This window comes from Haloplanus sp. CK5-1, from assembly GCF_037201915.1.
In the GTDB taxonomy this organism is placed as follows: Archaea; Halobacteriota; Halobacteria; order Halobacteriales; family Haloferacaceae; genus Haloplanus; species Haloplanus salilacus.
Map to the genome: position 1 here is coordinate 1585645 of NZ_CP147505.1, position 17372 is coordinate 1603016.

The following is a 17372-nucleotide window of genomic DNA, read 5'->3' on the forward strand; positions in this document are numbered from 1 at the left end:
TTCCCCACTATACTCTGCCGAGAGACCAACTAATGGAGATTCCCGAACGGCTCGAATGTCTGTTTTCGGCCTCGATCGAGGAACGGGACGACTCGTACGTGATCACCGTTCCGGAGCGTGAACTACAGATGGGTTCCCTCCAGCGAGGGGAGACGTACCGTATCGCGGTGGTCCCCGCACACGAACCGGGCGAACCGGAGCGGAGCGAACGCGAGGACGTGGAGTCCGGGCGGGAGCGCGAAGCGCCGGAGCCACCGGTCGCGCAGGGTGATACGCGGGACGTCGAGATCGAGGACATCGGCGAACAGGGCGACGGGATCACCCGGGTCGAACGGGGCTTCGTCGTGATCGTCCCCGAGACGGAGGAGGGCGAGCGGGTCAAAATCGAGATCACGGACGTACGGCAGAACGTCGCGTTCGCCGACGTCGTCGAACGGTCGGGTCACTACGAGTAGGTGGCCAGGCCGTGTCAGGAGAGCGGCGAGGGTGTTCGGACTGGGCACGTATCGCGTGTCTCGGTGCGCTGACCGTCTGACGCGGGGCGACCACCCGGACGTGCAGCAACGATATTAGCGTCGGTCCGCGAAATCCGAACCCTCCGTCGCTACCGACTGCGTACGGAACTGTTGGAACCGTTTCAGGCGACACTGCCTCGCGATTCGCCGTGGTGGGTCGCGAGTGGAATCGATCCGGGTATCCGACCGGTGCGATCTTTATACATCTGTAGGTACAACGTATATACAAGAGGCGATCGGTGTGACACGAAAAGTCAACTTCAGACTCCCGGACGAACTCGTCGAGAAGGCCGACGTAGCCGCCGAAGTCTCCCACAAGAATCGGACCGAAATCATCAAAGAGGCGCTCCAGCAGTACCTCCAGGAAGTTGAGGACGACGAGAAGTTCAAGGAAGCAGTCGTCGAACTCTACCTCGACAACGAAATCGGATTCGAGACACTGAAGCAGTTTATCGGGCGGCAAGACGCCGAAAGCGTTCGAGCCTCCAAAGCACTCCTCAAACAAGGCGAGGATCTGGCCGACGAACTCGCCGAACTATAGAGGCGGTGTGAATGATCGTCGCTGACACCTCCGCACTAATCTCACTCACAGCGGCCGATACACTTGACCTACTTCTCGAAGAGTTCGATGTCCACACCACTGAAACTGTCGTCGAAGAACTCGAAGATCTAGCCAGATACCAGGACTACACTGCTGAGTATGCCGACATAGTACTCAGTCAAAAAGAACGGATCACAGTCCACAGCGTCGACACACCGGAATACCAGTCCTCCCGAGTCGACGAAGGAGAAGGTAGCTGCATACAACTAACCCGAAACCAGGATAAGGACTTCCTCATCACCGACGATCTCCGCGCACTCCCCGAACTACAGACACTCACCGAAACAAGGATCGCCATCTCACCCATCGTCCTCAAAGCACTCGTCAACCGCGGAGTACTCGACAAACAAGAAGCACTGGAACGACTGGAAAAAACAGCCGAGGAGCGGGACTGGCTGGAAGCACCGATCTACCGCAGAGCAAGGGGATTGTTTGACGAGTAGATGGCGGGGTTGTATAGGAGATAGTACGGGGTCGCGTTAACTTTGGCGTGAGTTGTGCCGGACGGCGAGGGCTTTGAGCCACGATTCTGCTGTCTGCGGTTCGACATGTCTGAAACTAGTTGCGAACGATGAGGTTCGTTGTTCTATCTCCCAAAAGACACGTTCGATGGCATTCCGATTCCCGTGTGAAATCATCTGGAATCGGTACCCATCTTCGTCGAGGACGTTCACTAGATAATCGGCGTCATCGACGAGAAATTCGACGCCATCTAGCCGATATTGCCGATGCAGCTCGGTCAGAAACCATCGCGTCGTCTGTTTCGTCGTCGCTGGAAACAGCCTGAACTGCAGGATTTCGTTCGTTTGGGGATCGACGGCACCGTACAGCCAGTAGTCGTCGCCGTTGATGCGGATCACTTTCTCGTCGACCGCGAGTTGATCCGCACTCACCGTCGAAATTTGCTGTAGATCGGCCTTGTGCACCCAGTTGTGAACCGCGACGTGACTACGTTTGACTCCCAACTCATCGAGAAACTGACTGGCATCCCTTGTTGACATACCTGCGAGATGACACCGGATACCCACTTGAATCGCCCACTCGGGAGTCCGCTTTCGCTCCACAAACGACAAGTCGATCCACTCGATACACTTGCTGAGGCGTTCGGATTCTGCCATAGACACTCAGAAATCGAACGCCTCATCCTCTAACTTAACGCGACCTATAAACACCTAGCACAGCTTATCAGGAGTGGATCTTCTGACATATTTCTGAATTATGTGGAGCCCACGGGTCTTCAGTTCCTGGCTCAATTATCGTCATTAGAGGTTCTCTCTGTGATGCCGCCTGCCTCTTCTATATCTCTCAAACCTATCTCTTCCCCATCCATCGTAGCCCCCTCTAAATCGGCCGCTCTAAAATCGGCCTCCGAAAGGTCAGCATGAGTGAAATTGGCGTCGGAAAGATCAGCTCCAGACAAATCAGCTCCTGAAAGGTCAGCATTGGTGAGGTCGGCGTTAGAGAGATCTTTCCCGGAAAGATCGGCTTCAGACAGGCTAGCCTTATAGAGGTTGACACCCTTGAGATCTACCGCTTCAGAAAACAAGATCTCAGTTGCTGTGGAGTAACCCTTGTGTGAACGAGCCTTTACACAGTCCGCAGCAATGCGAAACGCATCCATGCTTAAGCTCTCTTCGAGTTGTAGCACCTCTACGAAGTCATCACCTGCTTTTGATACTATGTTATTCAGTATCTCTTCATCCGCATTCTCACCCAACCCTACAGCAAAAAAGAATTTAGAATGGTCACAAAAACCTTCTCCGATCGCCTTCTGTGCTTCCTGCCAGATCTCACCACTAGACTGATCCGGTCGGCCGTCTGTGATAAGCCAAATCAGGGGAAGTCTGTAGGCGAGTTCTGTTCCGTGCAGATAGTGCTCATATTCTTCTAATTTTTTAATCCCTTTAATTATCGCTTTACACATTGGGGTACTTCCTCTTGCAGAGAATGTTGGCGGGCTTGACTCTATCCACGTCTCTTTAATTGGTCGGAAATCCTGTTCTGTTTTCACCCTGCCACCGAAAGTCACTAGTGACACGTCCACACTTTCGTGTGCTAAAAGGTCTTCAGACACCTGCTCAGTGAATATTTCTAATCCTTCGTTCAATAAATCTATCACTCGTCGTCTATTGCCATCCTCTGTTTCAATTCTTCGTCTTTTTGCTCCAGACACGTCTATCAAGAACAAAACCGGTACGCGTGCGACCTGACGGTTGACTGTGTCTAATTCATTTTCTTCAGTCATTTTTACTTGGTCCAATTTGATGGATTGATCTCTTGATTGCTTGCTACTGGTTTACTAGATTTGTCGAAGAGAAGCTTCGACAGGGCTGGACAATCCTTCCCCTTGGGTATGTTCTATTGTAACGTTCGAAATTATATGGAATAGTTCTCTTATATTCCCATATCGATGTCTGAAGACCGCTACAGTCTCGTCATCTGCTTCTGTGACTAGTTTGTTAAGGCCTTCCATTGCAGCACCCCTGTGAGAGCCCCCCAATCCAACTGCAAAAAAGAACACATCACGCTCCTCGGTCCCCTTTTTAATAGCTCTCTGCGCTATTTCCCACTCCTCCTCGGAGCCAGTTAGCGGTTCACTCTCATGCAGAAGCCAAACCGGTCGCGTTAACTTTGGCGTGAGTTGTGCCGGACGGCGAGGGCTTTGAGCCACGATTCTGCTGTCTGCGGTTCGACATGGCTGAAACTAGTTGCGAACGATGAGGTTCGTCGTTCTATCTCCCAAAAGACACGTTCGATGGCATTCCGATTCCCGTGTGAAATCATCTGGAATCGGTACCCGTCTTCGTCGAGGACGTTCACTAGATAATCGGCGTCATCGACGAGAAATTCGACGCCATCTAGCCGATATCGTCGATGAAGCTCGGTCAGAAACCATCGCGTCGTCTGTTTCGTCGTCGCTGGAAACAGCCTGAAATGCAGGATTTCGTTCGTTTGGGGATCGACGGCACCGTACAGCCAGTAGTCGTCACCGTTGATGCGGATCACTTTCTCGTCGACCGCGAGTTGATCCGCACTCACCGTCGAAACCGGCTGTAGCTCGGCCTTGTGCACCCAGTTGTGAACCGCGACGTGACTACGTTTGACTCCCAACTCATCGAGAAACTGACTGGCATCCCTTGTTGACATACCTGCGAGATGACACCGGATACCCACTTGAATCGCCCACTCGGGAGTCCGCTTTCGCTCCACAAACGACAAGTCGATCCACTCGATACATCCGTTGAGGCGGTCGAATTCTGGCATAAGCACTCAGAACTCGTCCGCCTCATCCTCTAACTTAACGCGACCGCAACGACGTGCCACAGGTTTTTCTCCCGGTGGATCGAGTGCCCGTCTATGCCCACCCCTGAAGACGTCTCGGAGGCGTTCGACGAGTGCGCCACGTCCCTGATCGTCGCTCACGCGCAGGCCGATCTGGACGCACTCGGTTCGGCCGTCGGACTGGGAGAGTCACTCGACGGCGACACTCGGATCGTGGTCCCGAATGGGGTGGGGACGCGGGCACGGCGACTCGAACGCGGGTTCGACGTGGAACTGGAGGAACCAAGCGACGTGGACCCCTCGGCGGCGGACCGTATCGTCGTGGTCGATACGTCGTCGTCCGATCGCATCGACCCGCTCTCGCTGGAGGGAGTCACCGGAACGGTGGTGGTCGTCGACCACCACCACCCAGGTGATCTCTTGGACGGTGCGACGGCGACGTACGTCGACACGGACGCGGGAGCCACTGCGGCGTTGGTCGCCCGGATCATCGCGGCCTCGGACGCCGACCCGACGCCGACCGCAGCCGTCGCGCTCGCTGCGGGTCTGATCGACGACACGGACTCCCTCACCACGGCGACACCCGCGGAGTTTGCCCTGCTAGGGGAGTTGCTGGAGGTCGCAGGGGACCGTGCGAAAGCGCTCCCGAAGCTACTGCGACGCGAGCCGTCGTTCGGGGAGCGCGTCGCCAAGGCGAAAGCCGTCGTTCGGTCGACCGGGTACCGTGCCGACGAGACGCTCGTACTGCTCACGGAGGTCGGTGGTGAGCAATCGGCAGCCGCTCGGACACTGCGGGACGCGGGGGCGGACGTCGCACTCGTCGTCTCGGACCGTGGCTCGCGGGTCTGGCTCATCGGACGGGCGGAACCGGACGCGGTCCACCTTCCGGAGCACGTCTTCGACCCACTCGTCGAACGGTTCGGCGGTCACGGCGGCGGCCACGCGGAGGCCGGTGTCGCGAAGTTCGACACTGGGACACCATCGGAGATCAGAGCGGCGACGCTGTCACGCCTCGAAACGGTGCTCGGGAGTCGGTTGTCGGAGCTCTCCTGACCGGAGCGACCGTCCGGTCCTCACGCCGTCGTTTCGCGGCGCCTCCAGCAGGTGGCCGCGGGTGCCGGGGCGGGCGGGTCGTTCGCGTCGACACAGTGGGGCGACCGGACACAGGACGGACGCCCTCCGCAGTCACGAGCGTCGATCGTCCGGGCGAGCAGCGGTCCGATGCGCTCGTATCCACCTCGCGCGAGGCCGTCGCCTGGCTCCGGTCCCGGGGTCGGTGTCGGAGACGCGCGCGCCGGCCCGCGACGAGTCCACGCTCGTCATCCGGACGACGCGGATACGCCAGTCGCGGCCCCCTACCGTTTTGGGGTCGACAGCCGACCAGTCCGCATGGACCGACCGGCCGTCAGCCCCGTGACCGCCCGCCCACCACGCTCCGCAGACCCGATCCGATGACCGGTGGCACGTACACGCTGTGTCTCGAACTGTCCCGCGCGGTCGACATCGAGGTCGGGGCCCTGGGCGTCCACCGGTTCCCCCCGGGTGCGTACGCCTACACCGGGAGCGCCCTCGGGAGCGGCGGCTTCGCCCGCGTCGACCGCCACCGTCGGATCGCGACCGGCGAGGACGACACCCGCCACTGGCACGTCGACTACCTCACCGGCCACCCCGAAACCGACTTCGTCACCGTCGTCACGTCCGACGGCGTCGACGCCGAGTGTCGGATCGCACGGCGACTGCCGGACGGGCCGGTTCCGGGCTTCGGCGCGTCGGACTGCGACTGTCGGTCACACCTCGCGGCGGCCGACCGGGTCGCGACGCTGCTCGACGCCGTCGAGTCGGCACACGCGGCGGAGAACTGAGCGGGTCGTCGTAACCGGGAACACCCGACACCCGCCAAGCGACGAGCGTCGGGCATCGGACTCCGTGGCGGCCCCGGGTACGCCGCCACGATACCGTGTTGTCAGAGGCACCCCGGCAGCACCGTCCACGCAACCCACCAATTTGATGTTACCTGCCGTGCAATTCCTCACCGATTGAGAAATGATATATAAAAGCGTCGGTGAACGTGGTCTGAACCGCTCGGAGCGTTGGCGAACGACCGACGACGGATGACGGACGACGGCCCGGCGGCGGTCGTCGACCGCCGGATCGACACCCTCCGAGTTCTCGCCGACGGCCCGGCCTCGACGCCGACGCTCGTCGACCGGGTAGACGTTTCCCGCTCGACGGTCGACCGGGCGATCCACGAACTGGGGGCGCTGGGATTCGTGGCTTCGGCGCCGGGCGACAATCGCATCACGACGCTCGGACGGGTGGCGCTCGCCGCACACGACCGTCGGTCCCGACGGCTCGACACCCTCGCCGACGCCGCACCGCTTTTCGACGACGTCGCCCTCGACGTCGATCCCGCTGTCTTCGACGACGCGACGCTGGTGCTTGCAGGGCCACGGGCCCCCCACCGCCCCGTCGACCGCGTCGCCACGCTCGTCGCGGACGCGACCCACGTGTCGGTGTACACCGCGCGATTCCTCGGTCGCCACGCCCGTCTCTACCACGACCGAGTCGTCGACGCGGGGATGACCGGATCCTTCGTCGCCACGGATCGGGTGATCGAGCAGGTGGCCGCGGCGCGTCCGGACGACCTGCGCGACGTGATCGACCTCGGGCGCGTCGCACTCCGGCGGACGGGGCGGGACGATCCCGTGACGCTCGTCCTCGCGGAGACGCCGACCGGCCCGGAGATGGGGCTGGTGGTCTATCGCGACGGCGTCCCCCGGGGCTTCCTCGACAACGACCACCCCGCGGCGACCCGGTGGGCGCGCGCCGTCCACGAACGCCTGTGGACGGCGGCGGCGCCGGTCGACCTCTAAAGCGCGTCGGCGAGGGCGTCGACGGGCGTGGGAGGTTTCTCGTCGTACTCGTCGCCCAGTTGGGTGCGGCAGGACGCGCCGGGCGCGACGAGTCGGTCGCCCGTACTCTCCTCGACCTGGTCGAAGAGGATCGACCCGATGGCTTGGCTCATCGAGAAGTGTTCGGCCTCGTAACCGAACGAGCCCGCCATCCCACAACAGCCCGAGTCCAGCGCGTCGACCTCGTAGCCGGCACGGCGCAACACACCCACCGCGTGGTGGTCCTTCCGCGTCGACTTCTGGTGGCAGTGACCGTGGTAGGTGAGCGTCTCGTCGGGCGCGTCCGCGGAGAGGGTCTCGTCCAGCCGGAAGGTGTCGAGGTACTCCATGACGCCGTAGGTGTTGTTCGCCACTGCGTTCACGTCGTCGCCCGACAACAGGTCGAGGTAGTCGGACTGGAACATCACGGCGTCCGAGGGCTCGACGACGACTACGTCCCACCCCTCGCGAACGCGGGGGGCCAGCGCGTCGACGTTCGTCGCCGCCTGCTCGCGGGCCTTGTCGAGGAAGCCCTTCGAGAACGGCGGCCGGCCGCTGCCGGTCACGTCGTCCGGAATCTCGACGTGGACGTTCGCCGCCTCCAAGACCTCCACGGCCGCCTCGCCCGCCGCCGGCGCGTTGTAGTTGGTGTAGGAGTCGGGGAAGAGGAGGACGCGACGGTCGGCCTCGCTCTCGGGCACCCCCGCCCCGCCGCGGGCCTCGAACCGATCGACGAGCGTCTGGCGGTGGAACTCGGGGAGCGAGCGGTCCTCGGCGATGCCGAGGGTCTTCTCCATGACCGTCCGGGCGCCCGGCACCTTCGCCGCCCAGTTCGAGAGCGGGGCCAACGCCGATCCCAGCGCGTTCAGCCGGTCGATGTTCGCGAAGAGTTTGTCCCGCAGGGACGAGCCGTGGCGCTGGTGGTGTTCGTGGGTCACCTCCGCTTTCATCTTCGCGAGGTCGACCTCGCTGGGGCAGTCCTTCGAACAGCCCTTGCAGCCGATACAGAGGTCCAGCACCTCGTGCATGAACTCCACGTCGGTGGCGTCCCCGTCGAGGTCACCGCTCATCGCCTGTCGGAGCATGTTCGCCCGGCCCCGGGTGGCGGTGATCTCCTCCTGGCTGGCGCGGTAGGTCGGACACATCACGCCCCCAGTCGTCTCCTGTGGGCCGCGACAGCCGCCACAGCCGTGACAGAGCTCGACCATCCCCTGGAAGCCGTTCTCGTTGTCCCAGTCGAGTTCGGCGTCGAACCCGGCGTCGAACTCGTAGTCGGGGCCGAACCGGAGGTTCTCGGTCATGTCCACGTCGCCACAGATGTTCCCCGGATTCAGCAGCCAGTCGGGATCGAACGCGCTCTTCAGGTCGCGGAACGACTCCCAGAGCCGGTCGCCGTACAGTTTCCGGTTCCACTGGGTGCGCGCACGCCCGTCGCCGTGTTCGCCCGAGACGGAGCCGTCGTACTTCACGACGAGGTCGGTGGCGGCGTCCGCGATGGACTCCATCTCCGCGACGCCCTCGACGGTCTTGGTGTTGACCAGCGGTCGGATGTGGAGGACCCCGGGCCCGGCGTGGGCGTAGTAACTCGCGAACGTGTCGTGGTCGTCGAGGATCGCCTGGAAGTCGGCCACGTAGTCGGGGAGGTTCTCCGCCGGGACGGCGGTGTCCTCGATGTACGCGATGTGTTTCTCGTCGCTGGTCCGGCCGAGCAGGATCGGGAGCCCGGACTTGCGCATCTTCCAGAACTTCTCCCGGGTCTCGGCGTCGTGGGCCTCCATCACGTCGCGTGCCAACCGGGGAGCCTCGGTCCGATCGGCCGCCCCGTCCCGGGGGTCGGCCTCCGTCGCCGCGTCGCCCACCCGGTCGGCGACGAGGTCGGCGACCTTCCGCCGGCCGTCGTCGTCGCTCTCGGCGTAGAACTCGACGAGAAGCACCGAGTTGGTCCCTTCCGGGAGCAGGCCGACCACGTCGGCGAATTCGGCGGTGTCGCGGGCCAGATCGAGCAACACGTCGTCCATCACCTCGACTGCGGCGGGGTCGTGATCGAGGATCGGTGCGACGTCCTCCATCGCGTCGAGCAGGTCGTCGTAGGTCAACATCGCGACCGCCTTCGTCTCCGGGAGAGGTTCGAGCGAGACGGTCGCCTCGGTGACGATGGCGAGCGTCCCCTCGCTCCCGGCGAGCAGTCGGGCGAGGTTGACCGACCCCGTCTCGGCCTCCTCTACCAGTACGTCGAAGTTGTACCCCGAGACGTTGCGCTTGAGGTCGGGATACCGGTCCCGGATCTCGTCGGTGTCCTCGTCGACGATCCGGGCCACTTCGGCGTAGATGCGCTCCTCGAGCGTCCCGTCGGGGTCGCCCGCCGCCCGCAGGTCGTCGACGTCGACCTCGCCGAACGTCGTCACCGTGCCGTCCGCGAGGACGGCCTCGACCTCCTCGACGTAGGCGTCCGTCTTGCCGTACTTCAGGGAGTGTGCACCCGTGGAGTTGTTTCCGATCGCCCCGCCGAGCGCGCTCTTGTCGCCCCACGCGGGGTCGGGCGCGAACTTCAGCCCGTGGGGTTCGAGGACACCGTCGAGGTCACCCAGATACACGCCGGCCTCCGCACGGGCGCGCTCGGCGTCCGGGTCGGCCTCCAACACGTCGGTCATGTGTCTGGTGAAATCGAGGACGACCGCCTCGTTGACGGTCTGGCCGGCGAGGCTCGTCCCTCCGCCGCGGGGGAGAACGGGTATCCCGCGGTCGGCGCAGTACTCGACGACCGCGGAGACGTCCGCCGTCGAAGTGGGGAAGACGACGCCGATCGGCGTCATCTCGTAGGCGCTGGCGTCGGTGGCGTACAGCTGTCGGGAGTAGTCGTCGAACCGCACGTCGCCGTCGACCAGGTCCTCTAGGTCGTCGACCATCCCCGGCCGGTCGACTCCCTCGCTTCGGTAGTCGTAATCGCCAGCCGACGCGGGATCGTCCGCGGAGTCGCCTGTCGTTGCCATCGGCCGCTACTTGGTGTATAGCCGCATAAAAATGCGGGTACTCGACGGTCGCTCCCCGCCGTCCCTTCGGCGGGCCACTCGCTGCTCGTGAGGCCGGATACCGACGACGATGTGTCCGGGTCGAGTCCAAATATTCATGAAAAACTCGATAAATATCATGGTTGTCTGTCCCTATAATTTATATCGAATGGATCAGATGGGCCGCATGGACTATGCACACGCTGGTTCGACCGACTGTTCGATCGTTGACTATAACGGAGTATAGCCAGGTGAGTCGCGGATGGTAACCGCGGTGAATACTGCGTTGGCAGCGCTCCCGCTCGTGCTTGCGGGTGTTCTACTCGTCGGGTTCCTCTGGCCCGCGACGCGGGCGATGCCCCTCGCGTGGATCACGGCGCTCGCCGTCGGCTACGTGGCTTGGGACATGCCGACCAACTGGCTCGCGGCCGGGTCCATCTCGGGTGTGATGACCGCGGTCGAGATCCTCTGGATCGTCTTCGGCGCGCTGTTGCTCCTGTACACGCTGATGGAGGCCGGCGCGTTCGACCGCATCAACAAGGGGTTCGCGGCGGTCAGCGACGACCGCCGGGTCCAGATCGTCCTGATCGGCTTCTTCCTCGCGACGTTCATCGAGGGCGCGGCCGGCTTCGGGACGCCCGCGGCCGTCGTCGCACCGCTGATGCTGGGGCTTGGCTTCCCGGCGCTTGCGGCGGTCGTCGCCGCGATCATCGGCCACATCATCGCCGTCACGTACGGCGCGGTCGGCACGCCGATCGTCGTCGGAATCCGTGATCCGCTGTCCACGGCCGGCTTCGGCGAAGCCATCCGAGCCGGTGGGTTCACCGTCACGGAGTACTCCAACCAGGTCGCGGCGTGGGCGGCGACCTACCACGCGCTGGTCGGATTCGTCATGCCGCTTTTCGCAGTCGGGATGGTCGTCTACTTCTTCGGCGGCGAGGATCGCTCGCTGAAACCCGCCTGGGAGGTCGCACCGCTGTGTCTGTTCTCGGGCATCGCCTTCGCGGTGCCCTACTGGATCTCCGCGTGGTACATCACCGCCGAGTTCCCCAGCCTCATCGGTTCGATGGTCGGCGGGGCCATCGTCGTGAGCGTCCTCAGGGCCGGCTACCTGCTCCCCGACTCGGAGTGGGACTTCCCGCCCCGCGAGGAGTGGCCCGACCACTGGGTCGGCACGATCGAACCCGGACAGAACGGCGGGAGCGCCGACCCCGTCCCCGACGGCGGCACCGTCAACTCCGAGATGTCGCTACTGAAGGCGTGGTCGCCGTACGTGATCCTCGTCGTCCTGCTCGTGATCACGCGCGCGGTCGGCCCCATCTCCTCGTTCATCAACAGTTCGTGGTTCGTGATCTCGTGGAACGAGATCCTCGGCACCTCGATCTCCAGTAGCATCGCGTGGATGAACGTGCCGGGGTTCTGGCTGATCGTCAGCGCCGTCCTCGCCATCCCCATCTTCGGTATGTCCGGCGAGGAAGTGTCCGAAGCGTGGAAGGAGACCGCCAGAAAGATCGTCGCCCCCTTCATCGCGCTGATCTTCGTCATCGCGATGGTGCAGGTGATGCTCAACTCCGGTGCACACCCCGGTGCCCCGGAAGCGGGGAGCATGATCGTCGTCCTCGCGACGCTCACCGCCGACATCCTCGGGCCGGTCTACCCGTTCTTCGCCGCGCTCATCGGCGCCCTCGGTGCCGCGATGGCCGGGTCGAACACCGTCTCGAACATCACCTTCAGCGGGTTCCAGTTCGAGGCCGCACAGCAACTCGGACTCCCGACACAGATCATCGTCGGCGCACAGGCCGTCGGTGGCGCCATCGGGAACCTCGTCGCCGTCCACAACGTCGTCGCCGCCGTGGCGACCGTCGGCCTGGTCGGTGAGGAGGGACGCGTGATGCGGTTCAACCTCATCCCTCTGCTCTACTACGCGCTCGGGGTCGGGACGCTCGCGATGCTGTTCAGTTACGTCCTCTTCCCGACGCTGTTCTGACGGCACCCGGCGGACGCGGTTTTTTTCGAACGGGCCGACTCTCGCGTGTGCAGTCGCGAGGGACCACACCGGCCCCACGGACCGGGAAGGGTCGTCGTCGACACACCGGCCTCGGGGTCGCCGGGATGGCTACTCGACCTCCGTCTTGACCACCGTCACGGGCGTCTCCGACAAGCGAACGACGCGGTCGGTGACGCTCCCGAGGAGGCTCCGGTACTCCTCGGGGTGGCGGCGCGTCCCGAGGACGGCCAGATCCGCGTCGTTCTCGGTGGCGTAGTCGACGATCACCTCGTGTGGCCGGCCGTGTCGGAGCGCCTCGACCACCTCGACGCCGCGGTCGGCCGCCTGCGTCCGCACCGCCGCGAGTGCGTCCTCACCGACCTCTTCCAGTCCGTGTTCCGGCCCCTCCCGCTCGTCGACGTACTCGTCGCCGCTGTACGCCGAGTAGACGTCCTCGTCGACGACGAAGAGGGCGTGAACCACGGCGTCGTGGAGCGACGCCAGTCGGATGGCGTGTGTCGTCGCGTTCTTGGAGCCGATTTCGCCGTCGGTAGCGAGCAGGATGTCGTCGTACATGTTTCGACGTTCGACACGATCGGTGAAAAATTCACCCGGTGACTCCCGGACGCCGATACTGCGCCAAGCGGAGCGTTGAAGACGGTCGGCCGCGCCTGTCGGGACATGACTCAGGTTATCGACGGCGACGCGGTCGCGAGCGACGTCCGCGACGGACTCGGTGACGCCATCGCGACGCTCGACGACGCGGGCGTCACGCCGACGCTCGCCACCGTACTGATGAGCGACGACCCCGCGAGCGAGACGTACGTCTCGATGAAACAGCAGGACTGCGAGGAGGTGGGTATCGAGGCGCTGGACGTGGAACTGGACCCCGAGGCACCCGCGGAGGAACTGTTCGACACCGTCGAGGACCTGAACGCCGATCCGGACGTCAACGGCATCCTCGTCCAGATGCCCGTCCCGGACCACGTCTCCGACCGCGACGTGATCCGGGCTATCGACCCCGAGAAGGACGTCGACGGCTTCCACCCCGAGAACGTCGGCCGACTGGTCGCGGGCGACCCCGTGTTCAAGCCGTGTACGCCCCACGGCGTCCTGAAACTCCTCGACGCGGCCGACGTGGAGACCGAGGGCGCGGACGTGGCCGTCGTCGGGCGGTCGAACATCGTCGGCAAGCCCCTCGCCAACCTCCTGATCCAGAAGGCCGACTACGGCAACGCGACGGTGACCGTCTGTCACTCCCGGACCGACGACCTGGCCGAGAAGACCCGACGGGCGGACGTAGTCGTCGCCGCCGTCGGCGTGCCCGAACTCGTCGACGGGTCGATGCTCACCGAGGGGACCGTCGTCATCGACGTGGGCGTCAACCGGGTCGAACGCGACGGCGAGTCGACGCTCGTCGGCGACGTGGACTTCGAGAGCGCGAAAGAGGTGGCGAGCGCCATCACGCCCGTCCCCGGCGGTGTCGGACCGATGACCCGCGCGATGCTCCTGTACAACACGGTGACGGCTGCGAGTCGGCAGGCGGACGTGGCCGTCGACCTGCCGTAGCCGGTCACCGAAGCCGCTCGCGGGCGGCCGACAGCGACGACTCGTCGCCGTCGATCAGGTACGTGCCGACCTCCCGGGCCGCCCGAACCAGCGACTCGGCGTCGGCCGGCGACACGTCACCCTCGAGGGCGCGCACCCGCTTGATGCGTTCGTGGATCGAGCCGAGCGTGTGGCGGGCGGCCTCGTCGGGGTGTTCGTCCAACCAGTCGAGGACGTCACGGCGGTAGTCGGCGACGGCGTTGGCGTACGCCAGCCCGCGGGCCGGAGCCAGCGTCTCGGAGACGGCGTCCGGCGGCGGTCGCTCCCCGTCGTCGGCCCCGCGGAGCAGGGCGAGCAGGTAGCGCCGGTCGGCGTCGCTCGGATCACGTTCCCGGTGGAAGGCGTCGATCACCTGCAGGAGTTCGTTCGCCGCCAGGACGGTGTCGTCGAGCGGTTGGAGTTCGCCGGCGTCGACGAAGCCGCGGCGCCGGACGTACGCCCGCAGGTCGCGCTTGCAGTCGTCGACGACGTCGGACAGCGACCCCTCGTGTTCGGCGGTGCGATACGGCGTCAGATCGAGCGTCGCGGACGCGTCGGTGTGGAGGGTGCGGTCGTCGACGCCGACGCTCCGGAGGCTCTCACAGTCCGGACACGCCACGCTTCCGGTCTCGTAGTACGACCACCGGCAGCCACACGCCTGACACTCCCGCCGGCCGCGGACCTTCATGCTCGCCGTTCGCCCGGGGCGGACAAAAACGCGGCGGACCCTCACGCACGACCGACGTGCGCTCGGATGTTGGACTGGAGACACGTCTGACCGGGAGGCGGTAGTTTTATGATTCGATACCACTCAGAACCATGTGACGCTTCGTCTGGAGGGCCGAAGCGTCAGCGGGGACCAATCAGGGCGGCAACGTCACGCGATTTTCGCGTGGCTTGCTTTCCTTTTCCCGACGACTCGCACCGCGGAGCCACGCGTATCGGTGCCGTACGCGTCGCCATCCGGCGAGTAGGGCGACGGGGATCCGGGCGCAGTAGTGTCGATTCGTCGCGTGTACTCGCATAGAACCGTCCGGGCCGATGCGGAGACGTGCGGTCCGGGGAGTCCAGCGCGAGTTGCGGGACGCCGTCGCGGGACTCGGCGATCCGCACGAACCCGCGATCGACGCGGAGTTGCCGACCGACAGCGGGAGACACGGCGAGCGGCCGGGACCGACCCTCGACACGCTGGTCCCGCACTGGACGAGCGCTCGTTCGACGACCGAACGGACAGACGGGAACTCGCGGCGCGGCGAGACTGGGAGCGCCGGCAGGTCGGAGGCCGAGCCCTACTTCGTCCCCTCGGCCGTGGCGTCCTCGGCGGCCACGTCGTCGACGCCGTCCGAGGGGTCGAGGGTCCCGGGGTCGACGGCGAACGGCTGGATGGGTTCGGGAGCCATGAGTTCCGGGAGGACGATCCGTGAGAAGTGGATGATCGTCACGAGGAACATCGGGGCGAGGAAGATGCCGTACCAACCGAAGAGCAGCGGTCCGAGCGTGTACGCGATCATCAGGCTCCCGACGTGGAGGCTCCGACCGGAGACGTACGGTCGCAGGAGGAGGTCGGGGATGGTGTCGACGACGACGAAGGAGACGACGGCGAAGGTGCCGGCGAACCAGAGCGTGTTCGGGTCGGTCAGGAGACTCAGGACGGCGAGATAGGCGGCCACCGGGACGTATACGAGTTTCATCCCGACCATGGGGACCAGGCTCGCAACGCCGGCGAGGAGACCGACGAGGGCGGCGGCGGGAATCGCGACGCCGGCCGGCGCGTAGACGTTCAACACGGAGTAGACGAGAACGCCGATGGTCCCCGTGAACACCGCGTTGAGGATGTTCCCGAAGAAGATGGCCTTGAAGTCGCGGTCGACCGCCTTGCCGTACGACTGCAGGAGTCCGCGGTCGTCGCCGAACCTGTTGATCGACCACCGCGAGAGCCGACCGCCGTCACGGAGCAAGTAGAACGCGAGCGCGAACATCACGAACAGGTGGACCGCGCCGACGCCGAGAAACGCGACCGTGTCGACCGCCGAACCGAGCGACGCGAGCGCCGACGCGATGCCCTCGCCGGTGAGATACTCCTGTGGGTCGAGTTCGAGGAGCGTGGCGGGATCCGCGACGTTCTCGATCAACTCGGAGTCGACGAACGGTAGGGTCGACAGGAGGCCCATCCCGTCGTCGGCGTATCGCTGAAGCTGGTTCAGCGCGATACTCAGGGCGTAGACCACGAGCAGGAGTGCGGGGAGGGTGAGCGCGAACAGCGAGACGGCGGCCGCGAGGGTCGGCTGCCGGATCACCCGCCGGATCCGGCGGTAGATCGGTCGGGTGGCGTAGTAGATGAACACGCCGAAGACGAAGGTCCCGATAAACGAGTACACGACGTACATCAGTGCGGCCCCCAGCGCGACTCCGAACCCCCACCAGCCGAATCGATAGCGAGCGATCTCGAGGACCGACATGTGACTGACACGAACGAGCAGGGGGAAAAGTCTGCCGCGCGACGGGACCGGACGGGCCGTCAGGTCCAGCGGTCTAGCCCGGTCTGGACCAGCGCCGACTCGATGCGGTCGAAGCCGCGGGCAACCTCGTCGGCGTCGACGTCCCACTCCTCGGTCACGTAGGTTCGGGCGGCCGCCACGTCGGGGTCGAGGTCGGTGTCGAGGGCGTAGTCGTCGGTCACCGGCGGATCACGAAACAGGTCGCGCACCCGGTCGGCGTTCGCCACCCGCCAGCCCTCGGCGTCGAGGGCACCCCACAGGTCGCCGTGGGCCTCGACGGCCCGGAGTGCCGTCTTCGGGCCGACGCCGTCGACGCCAGGGTTGAAGTCGGTGCCACAGAGGATCGCTACGTCGATCAACTGTTCGAGGATGATCCCGTGGCGGTCGAGCGTCGCGCCGAGGTCCATCAGTTCCGGCTTCCCTTTGCTCGTCAACTGACGGAGTGTCAGCGGCGCGCCAAAGAGCAGGGTGTCGTAGTCCTCGCTCCCGGCGTAGTCGACGTCGCCGCGGCGGGCCATGTACGCCGCTTGTGCCTCACCCTCCGCGGGCGCGTCGACGACCGGCACGTCGAGGAGGGAGAGCAGGTCCCGGGTCGTCTCCAGGATCACGTCGGTGAGCCGCTGGGTGCGCGCATCGAGGCGGGCGGCCTCAACGGCGTCACCCCGCTGTTCGGCGTCGGCCAGTCGCTCCTCGGCACGCTCACGCTGTTCGCGGCGCTCGGCCACCTCGTCGTCTTTCAGGTCCGTGACGCCGCCGTCGAAGACGAACACGGGCGTCAGGTCGTGATCGAAGAACTTGGGGAGGCCCTGGACGACACCCACGAGGTTCGCCACCTCCTCGCCCGCCTCGGTGGTGTACACCTCGTCGTTCGTCCACTTGACCGTCGTCGTGAGATAGCGGTACAGCCAGTTGTGCGCGTCGACGGCGACGACGCTTCCCGCCACCTCCTCCCACGCCACCTCGGAGAGGGCGGCGAGTTGCCGCAGGTCTGCGTTACCCATCA

The 17372-nt window shown here is 64.5% G+C and carries 16 protein-coding genes; 8 read left to right on the top strand and 8 right to left on the bottom strand.

The genetic code is table 11. The annotated features are described in order from the left end of the window. Window positions 1–32 precede the first annotated feature (32 nt). The 3 genes from NBT81_RS08390 to NBT81_RS08400 all read left to right on the top strand — a co-directional run bounded on the left by NBT81_RS08390 (window position 33) and on the right by NBT81_RS08400 (window position 1559). A complete protein-coding gene (locus tag NBT81_RS08390) occupies window positions 33–455 on the top strand; it encodes a TRAM domain-containing protein (RefSeq protein ID WP_338742429.1) in 423 nt (140 codons plus the stop codon). A gap of 295 nt (window positions 456–750) precedes the next feature. Continuing rightward, window positions 751–1056 (top strand): ribbon-helix-helix protein, CopG family, encoded by a 306-nt coding sequence (locus NBT81_RS08395; RefSeq protein WP_425498780.1) that lies wholly within the window; start codon window positions 751–753, stop codon window positions 1054–1056. 11 nt (window positions 1057–1067) lie between these two features. Further along, window positions 1068–1559 (top strand): hypothetical protein, encoded by a 492-nt coding sequence (locus NBT81_RS08400; RefSeq protein WP_338742432.1) that lies wholly within the window; start codon window positions 1068–1070, stop codon window positions 1557–1559. A 36-nt stretch (window positions 1560–1595) separates the two neighbouring features. Here the strand turns inward: NBT81_RS08400 and NBT81_RS08405 are convergent, their stop codons facing one another. The 3 genes from NBT81_RS08405 to NBT81_RS08415 all read right to left on the bottom strand — a co-directional run bounded on the left by NBT81_RS08405 (window position 1596) and on the right by NBT81_RS08415 (window position 4380). Then, the gene (locus tag NBT81_RS08405) at window positions 1596–2234 is read right to left on the bottom strand and encodes an IS6 family transposase (RefSeq protein WP_338742345.1); all 639 of its coding nucleotides are present in this window, start codon (window positions 2232–2234) and stop codon (window positions 1596–1598) included. Window positions 2235–2365: 131 nt separating this feature from the next. Then, complete coding sequence (locus NBT81_RS08410) at window positions 2366–3361, bottom strand: pentapeptide repeat-containing protein (protein WP_338742433.1); 996 nt, start codon at window positions 3359–3361, stop codon at window positions 2366–2368. A 380-nt stretch (window positions 3362–3741) separates the two neighbouring features. After that, on the bottom strand, window positions 3742–4380 hold the full coding sequence (locus tag NBT81_RS08415) for an IS6 family transposase (protein ID WP_338742434.1): 639 nt from the start codon (window positions 4378–4380) through the stop codon (window positions 3742–3744). Between the two features lie 93 nt (window positions 4381–4473). Between NBT81_RS08415 and NBT81_RS08420 the strand changes: the two genes are divergently transcribed. The 3 genes from NBT81_RS08420 (at window position 4474) to NBT81_RS08435 (ending at window position 7271) form a co-directional block, all read left to right on the top strand. Further along, window positions 4474–5451, top strand: a complete 978-nt coding sequence (locus NBT81_RS08420) for a DHH family phosphoesterase (RefSeq protein WP_338742435.1) — start codon at window positions 4474–4476, stop codon at window positions 5449–5451. Between the two features lie 398 nt (window positions 5452–5849). Beyond that, a complete protein-coding gene (locus tag NBT81_RS08430; protein ID WP_425498758.1) occupies window positions 5850–6260 on the top strand; it encodes a GIY-YIG nuclease family protein in 411 nt (136 codons plus the stop codon). Window positions 6261–6509: 249 nt separating this feature from the next. Further along, window positions 6510–7271 carry a helix-turn-helix transcriptional regulator gene (locus NBT81_RS08435; protein WP_338742436.1) on the top strand — a complete coding sequence of 254 codons (762 nt, stop codon included), beginning with the start codon at window positions 6510–6512 and terminating at the stop codon, window positions 7269–7271. Here NBT81_RS08435 and NBT81_RS08440 read toward each other — a convergent pair. Beyond that, complete coding sequence (locus NBT81_RS08440; protein WP_338742437.1) at window positions 7268–10279, bottom strand: FAD-binding and (Fe-S)-binding domain-containing protein; 3012 nt, start codon at window positions 10277–10279, stop codon at window positions 7268–7270. The two genes, NBT81_RS08435 and NBT81_RS08440, sit on opposite strands and share 4 nt — an antisense overlap. Window positions 10280–10559: 280 nt before the next feature. Between NBT81_RS08440 and NBT81_RS08445 the strand changes: the two genes are divergently transcribed. Then, complete coding sequence (locus tag NBT81_RS08445; RefSeq protein ID WP_338742438.1) at window positions 10560–12284, top strand: L-lactate permease; 1725 nt, start codon at window positions 10560–10562, stop codon at window positions 12282–12284. 129 nt (window positions 12285–12413) lie between these two features. Here the strand turns inward: NBT81_RS08445 and NBT81_RS08450 are convergent, their stop codons facing one another. Next, window positions 12414–12860: a universal stress protein gene (locus NBT81_RS08450; RefSeq protein WP_338742439.1), complete on the bottom strand. Its 447-nt coding sequence runs from the start codon at window positions 12858–12860 to the stop codon at window positions 12414–12416. A 105-nt stretch (window positions 12861–12965) separates the two neighbouring features. On the opposite strand from NBT81_RS08450, the gene NBT81_RS08455 reads away from it, so the two are divergent. Continuing rightward, window positions 12966–13853 carry a tetrahydrofolate dehydrogenase/cyclohydrolase catalytic domain-containing protein gene (locus NBT81_RS08455; protein WP_338742440.1) on the top strand — a complete coding sequence of 296 codons (888 nt, stop codon included), beginning with the start codon at window positions 12966–12968 and terminating at the stop codon, window positions 13851–13853. 4 nt (window positions 13854–13857) lie between these two features. Here NBT81_RS08455 and NBT81_RS08460 read toward each other — a convergent pair whose 3' ends face one another. The 3 genes from NBT81_RS08460 to fen all read right to left on the bottom strand — a co-directional run bounded on the left by NBT81_RS08460 (window position 13858) and on the right by fen (window position 17370). Then, a complete protein-coding gene (locus NBT81_RS08460; protein ID WP_338742441.1) occupies window positions 13858–14559 on the bottom strand; it encodes a DUF7117 family protein in 702 nt (233 codons plus the stop codon). Window positions 14560–15160: 601 nt separating this feature from the next. Further along, on the bottom strand, window positions 15161–16330 hold the full coding sequence (locus NBT81_RS08465; protein ID WP_338742442.1) for an AI-2E family transporter: 1170 nt from the start codon (window positions 16328–16330) through the stop codon (window positions 15161–15163). Between the two features lie 59 nt (window positions 16331–16389). Beyond that, on the bottom strand, window positions 16390–17370 hold the full coding sequence (fen, locus tag NBT81_RS08470) for a flap endonuclease-1 (protein WP_338742444.1): 981 nt from the start codon (window positions 17368–17370) through the stop codon (window positions 16390–16392). Window positions 17371–17372 lie beyond the last annotated feature (2 nt).

Coding starts and splice junctions, on each gene's coding strand:
- NBT81_RS08450 (WP_338742439.1), bottom strand. CDS start 12,860: ATGTACGACGACATCCTGCTCGCTACCGACGGCGAAATCGGCTCCAAG.
- NBT81_RS08390 (WP_338742429.1), top strand. CDS start 33: ATGGAGATTCCCGAACGGCTCGAATGTCTGTTTTCGGCCTCGATCGAG.
- NBT81_RS08445 (WP_338742438.1), top strand. CDS start 10,560: ATGGTAACCGCGGTGAATACTGCGTTGGCAGCGCTCCCGCTCGTGCTT.
- NBT81_RS08465 (WP_338742442.1), bottom strand. CDS start 16,330: ATGTCGGTCCTCGAGATCGCTCGCTATCGATTCGGCTGGTGGGGGTTC.
- NBT81_RS08405 (WP_338742345.1), bottom strand. CDS start 2,234: ATGGCAGAATCCGAACGCCTCAGCAAGTGTATCGAGTGGATCGACTTG.
- NBT81_RS08460 (WP_338742441.1), bottom strand. CDS start 14,559: ATGAAGGTCCGCGGCCGGCGGGAGTGTCAGGCGTGTGGCTGCCGGTGG.
- NBT81_RS08420 (WP_338742435.1), top strand. CDS start 4,474: ATGCCCACCCCTGAAGACGTCTCGGAGGCGTTCGACGAGTGCGCCACG.
- NBT81_RS08415 (WP_338742434.1), bottom strand. CDS start 4,380: ATGCCAGAATTCGACCGCCTCAACGGATGTATCGAGTGGATCGACTTG.
- NBT81_RS08440 (WP_338742437.1), bottom strand. CDS start 10,279: ATGGCAACGACAGGCGACTCCGCGGACGATCCCGCGTCGGCTGGCGAT.
- NBT81_RS08435 (WP_338742436.1), top strand. CDS start 6,510: ATGACGGACGACGGCCCGGCGGCGGTCGTCGACCGCCGGATCGACACC.
- NBT81_RS08410 (WP_338742433.1), bottom strand. CDS start 3,361: ATGACTGAAGAAAATGAATTAGACACAGTCAACCGTCAGGTCGCACGC.
- NBT81_RS08455 (WP_338742440.1), top strand. CDS start 12,966: ATGACTCAGGTTATCGACGGCGACGCGGTCGCGAGCGACGTCCGCGAC.
- NBT81_RS08430 (WP_425498758.1), top strand. CDS start 5,850: ATGACCGGTGGCACGTACACGCTGTGTCTCGAACTGTCCCGCGCGGTC.
- fen (WP_338742444.1), bottom strand. CDS start 17,370: ATGGGTAACGCAGACCTGCGGCAACTCGCCGCCCTCTCCGAGGTGGCG.
- NBT81_RS08400 (WP_338742432.1), top strand. CDS start 1,068: ATGATCGTCGCTGACACCTCCGCACTAATCTCACTCACAGCGGCCGAT.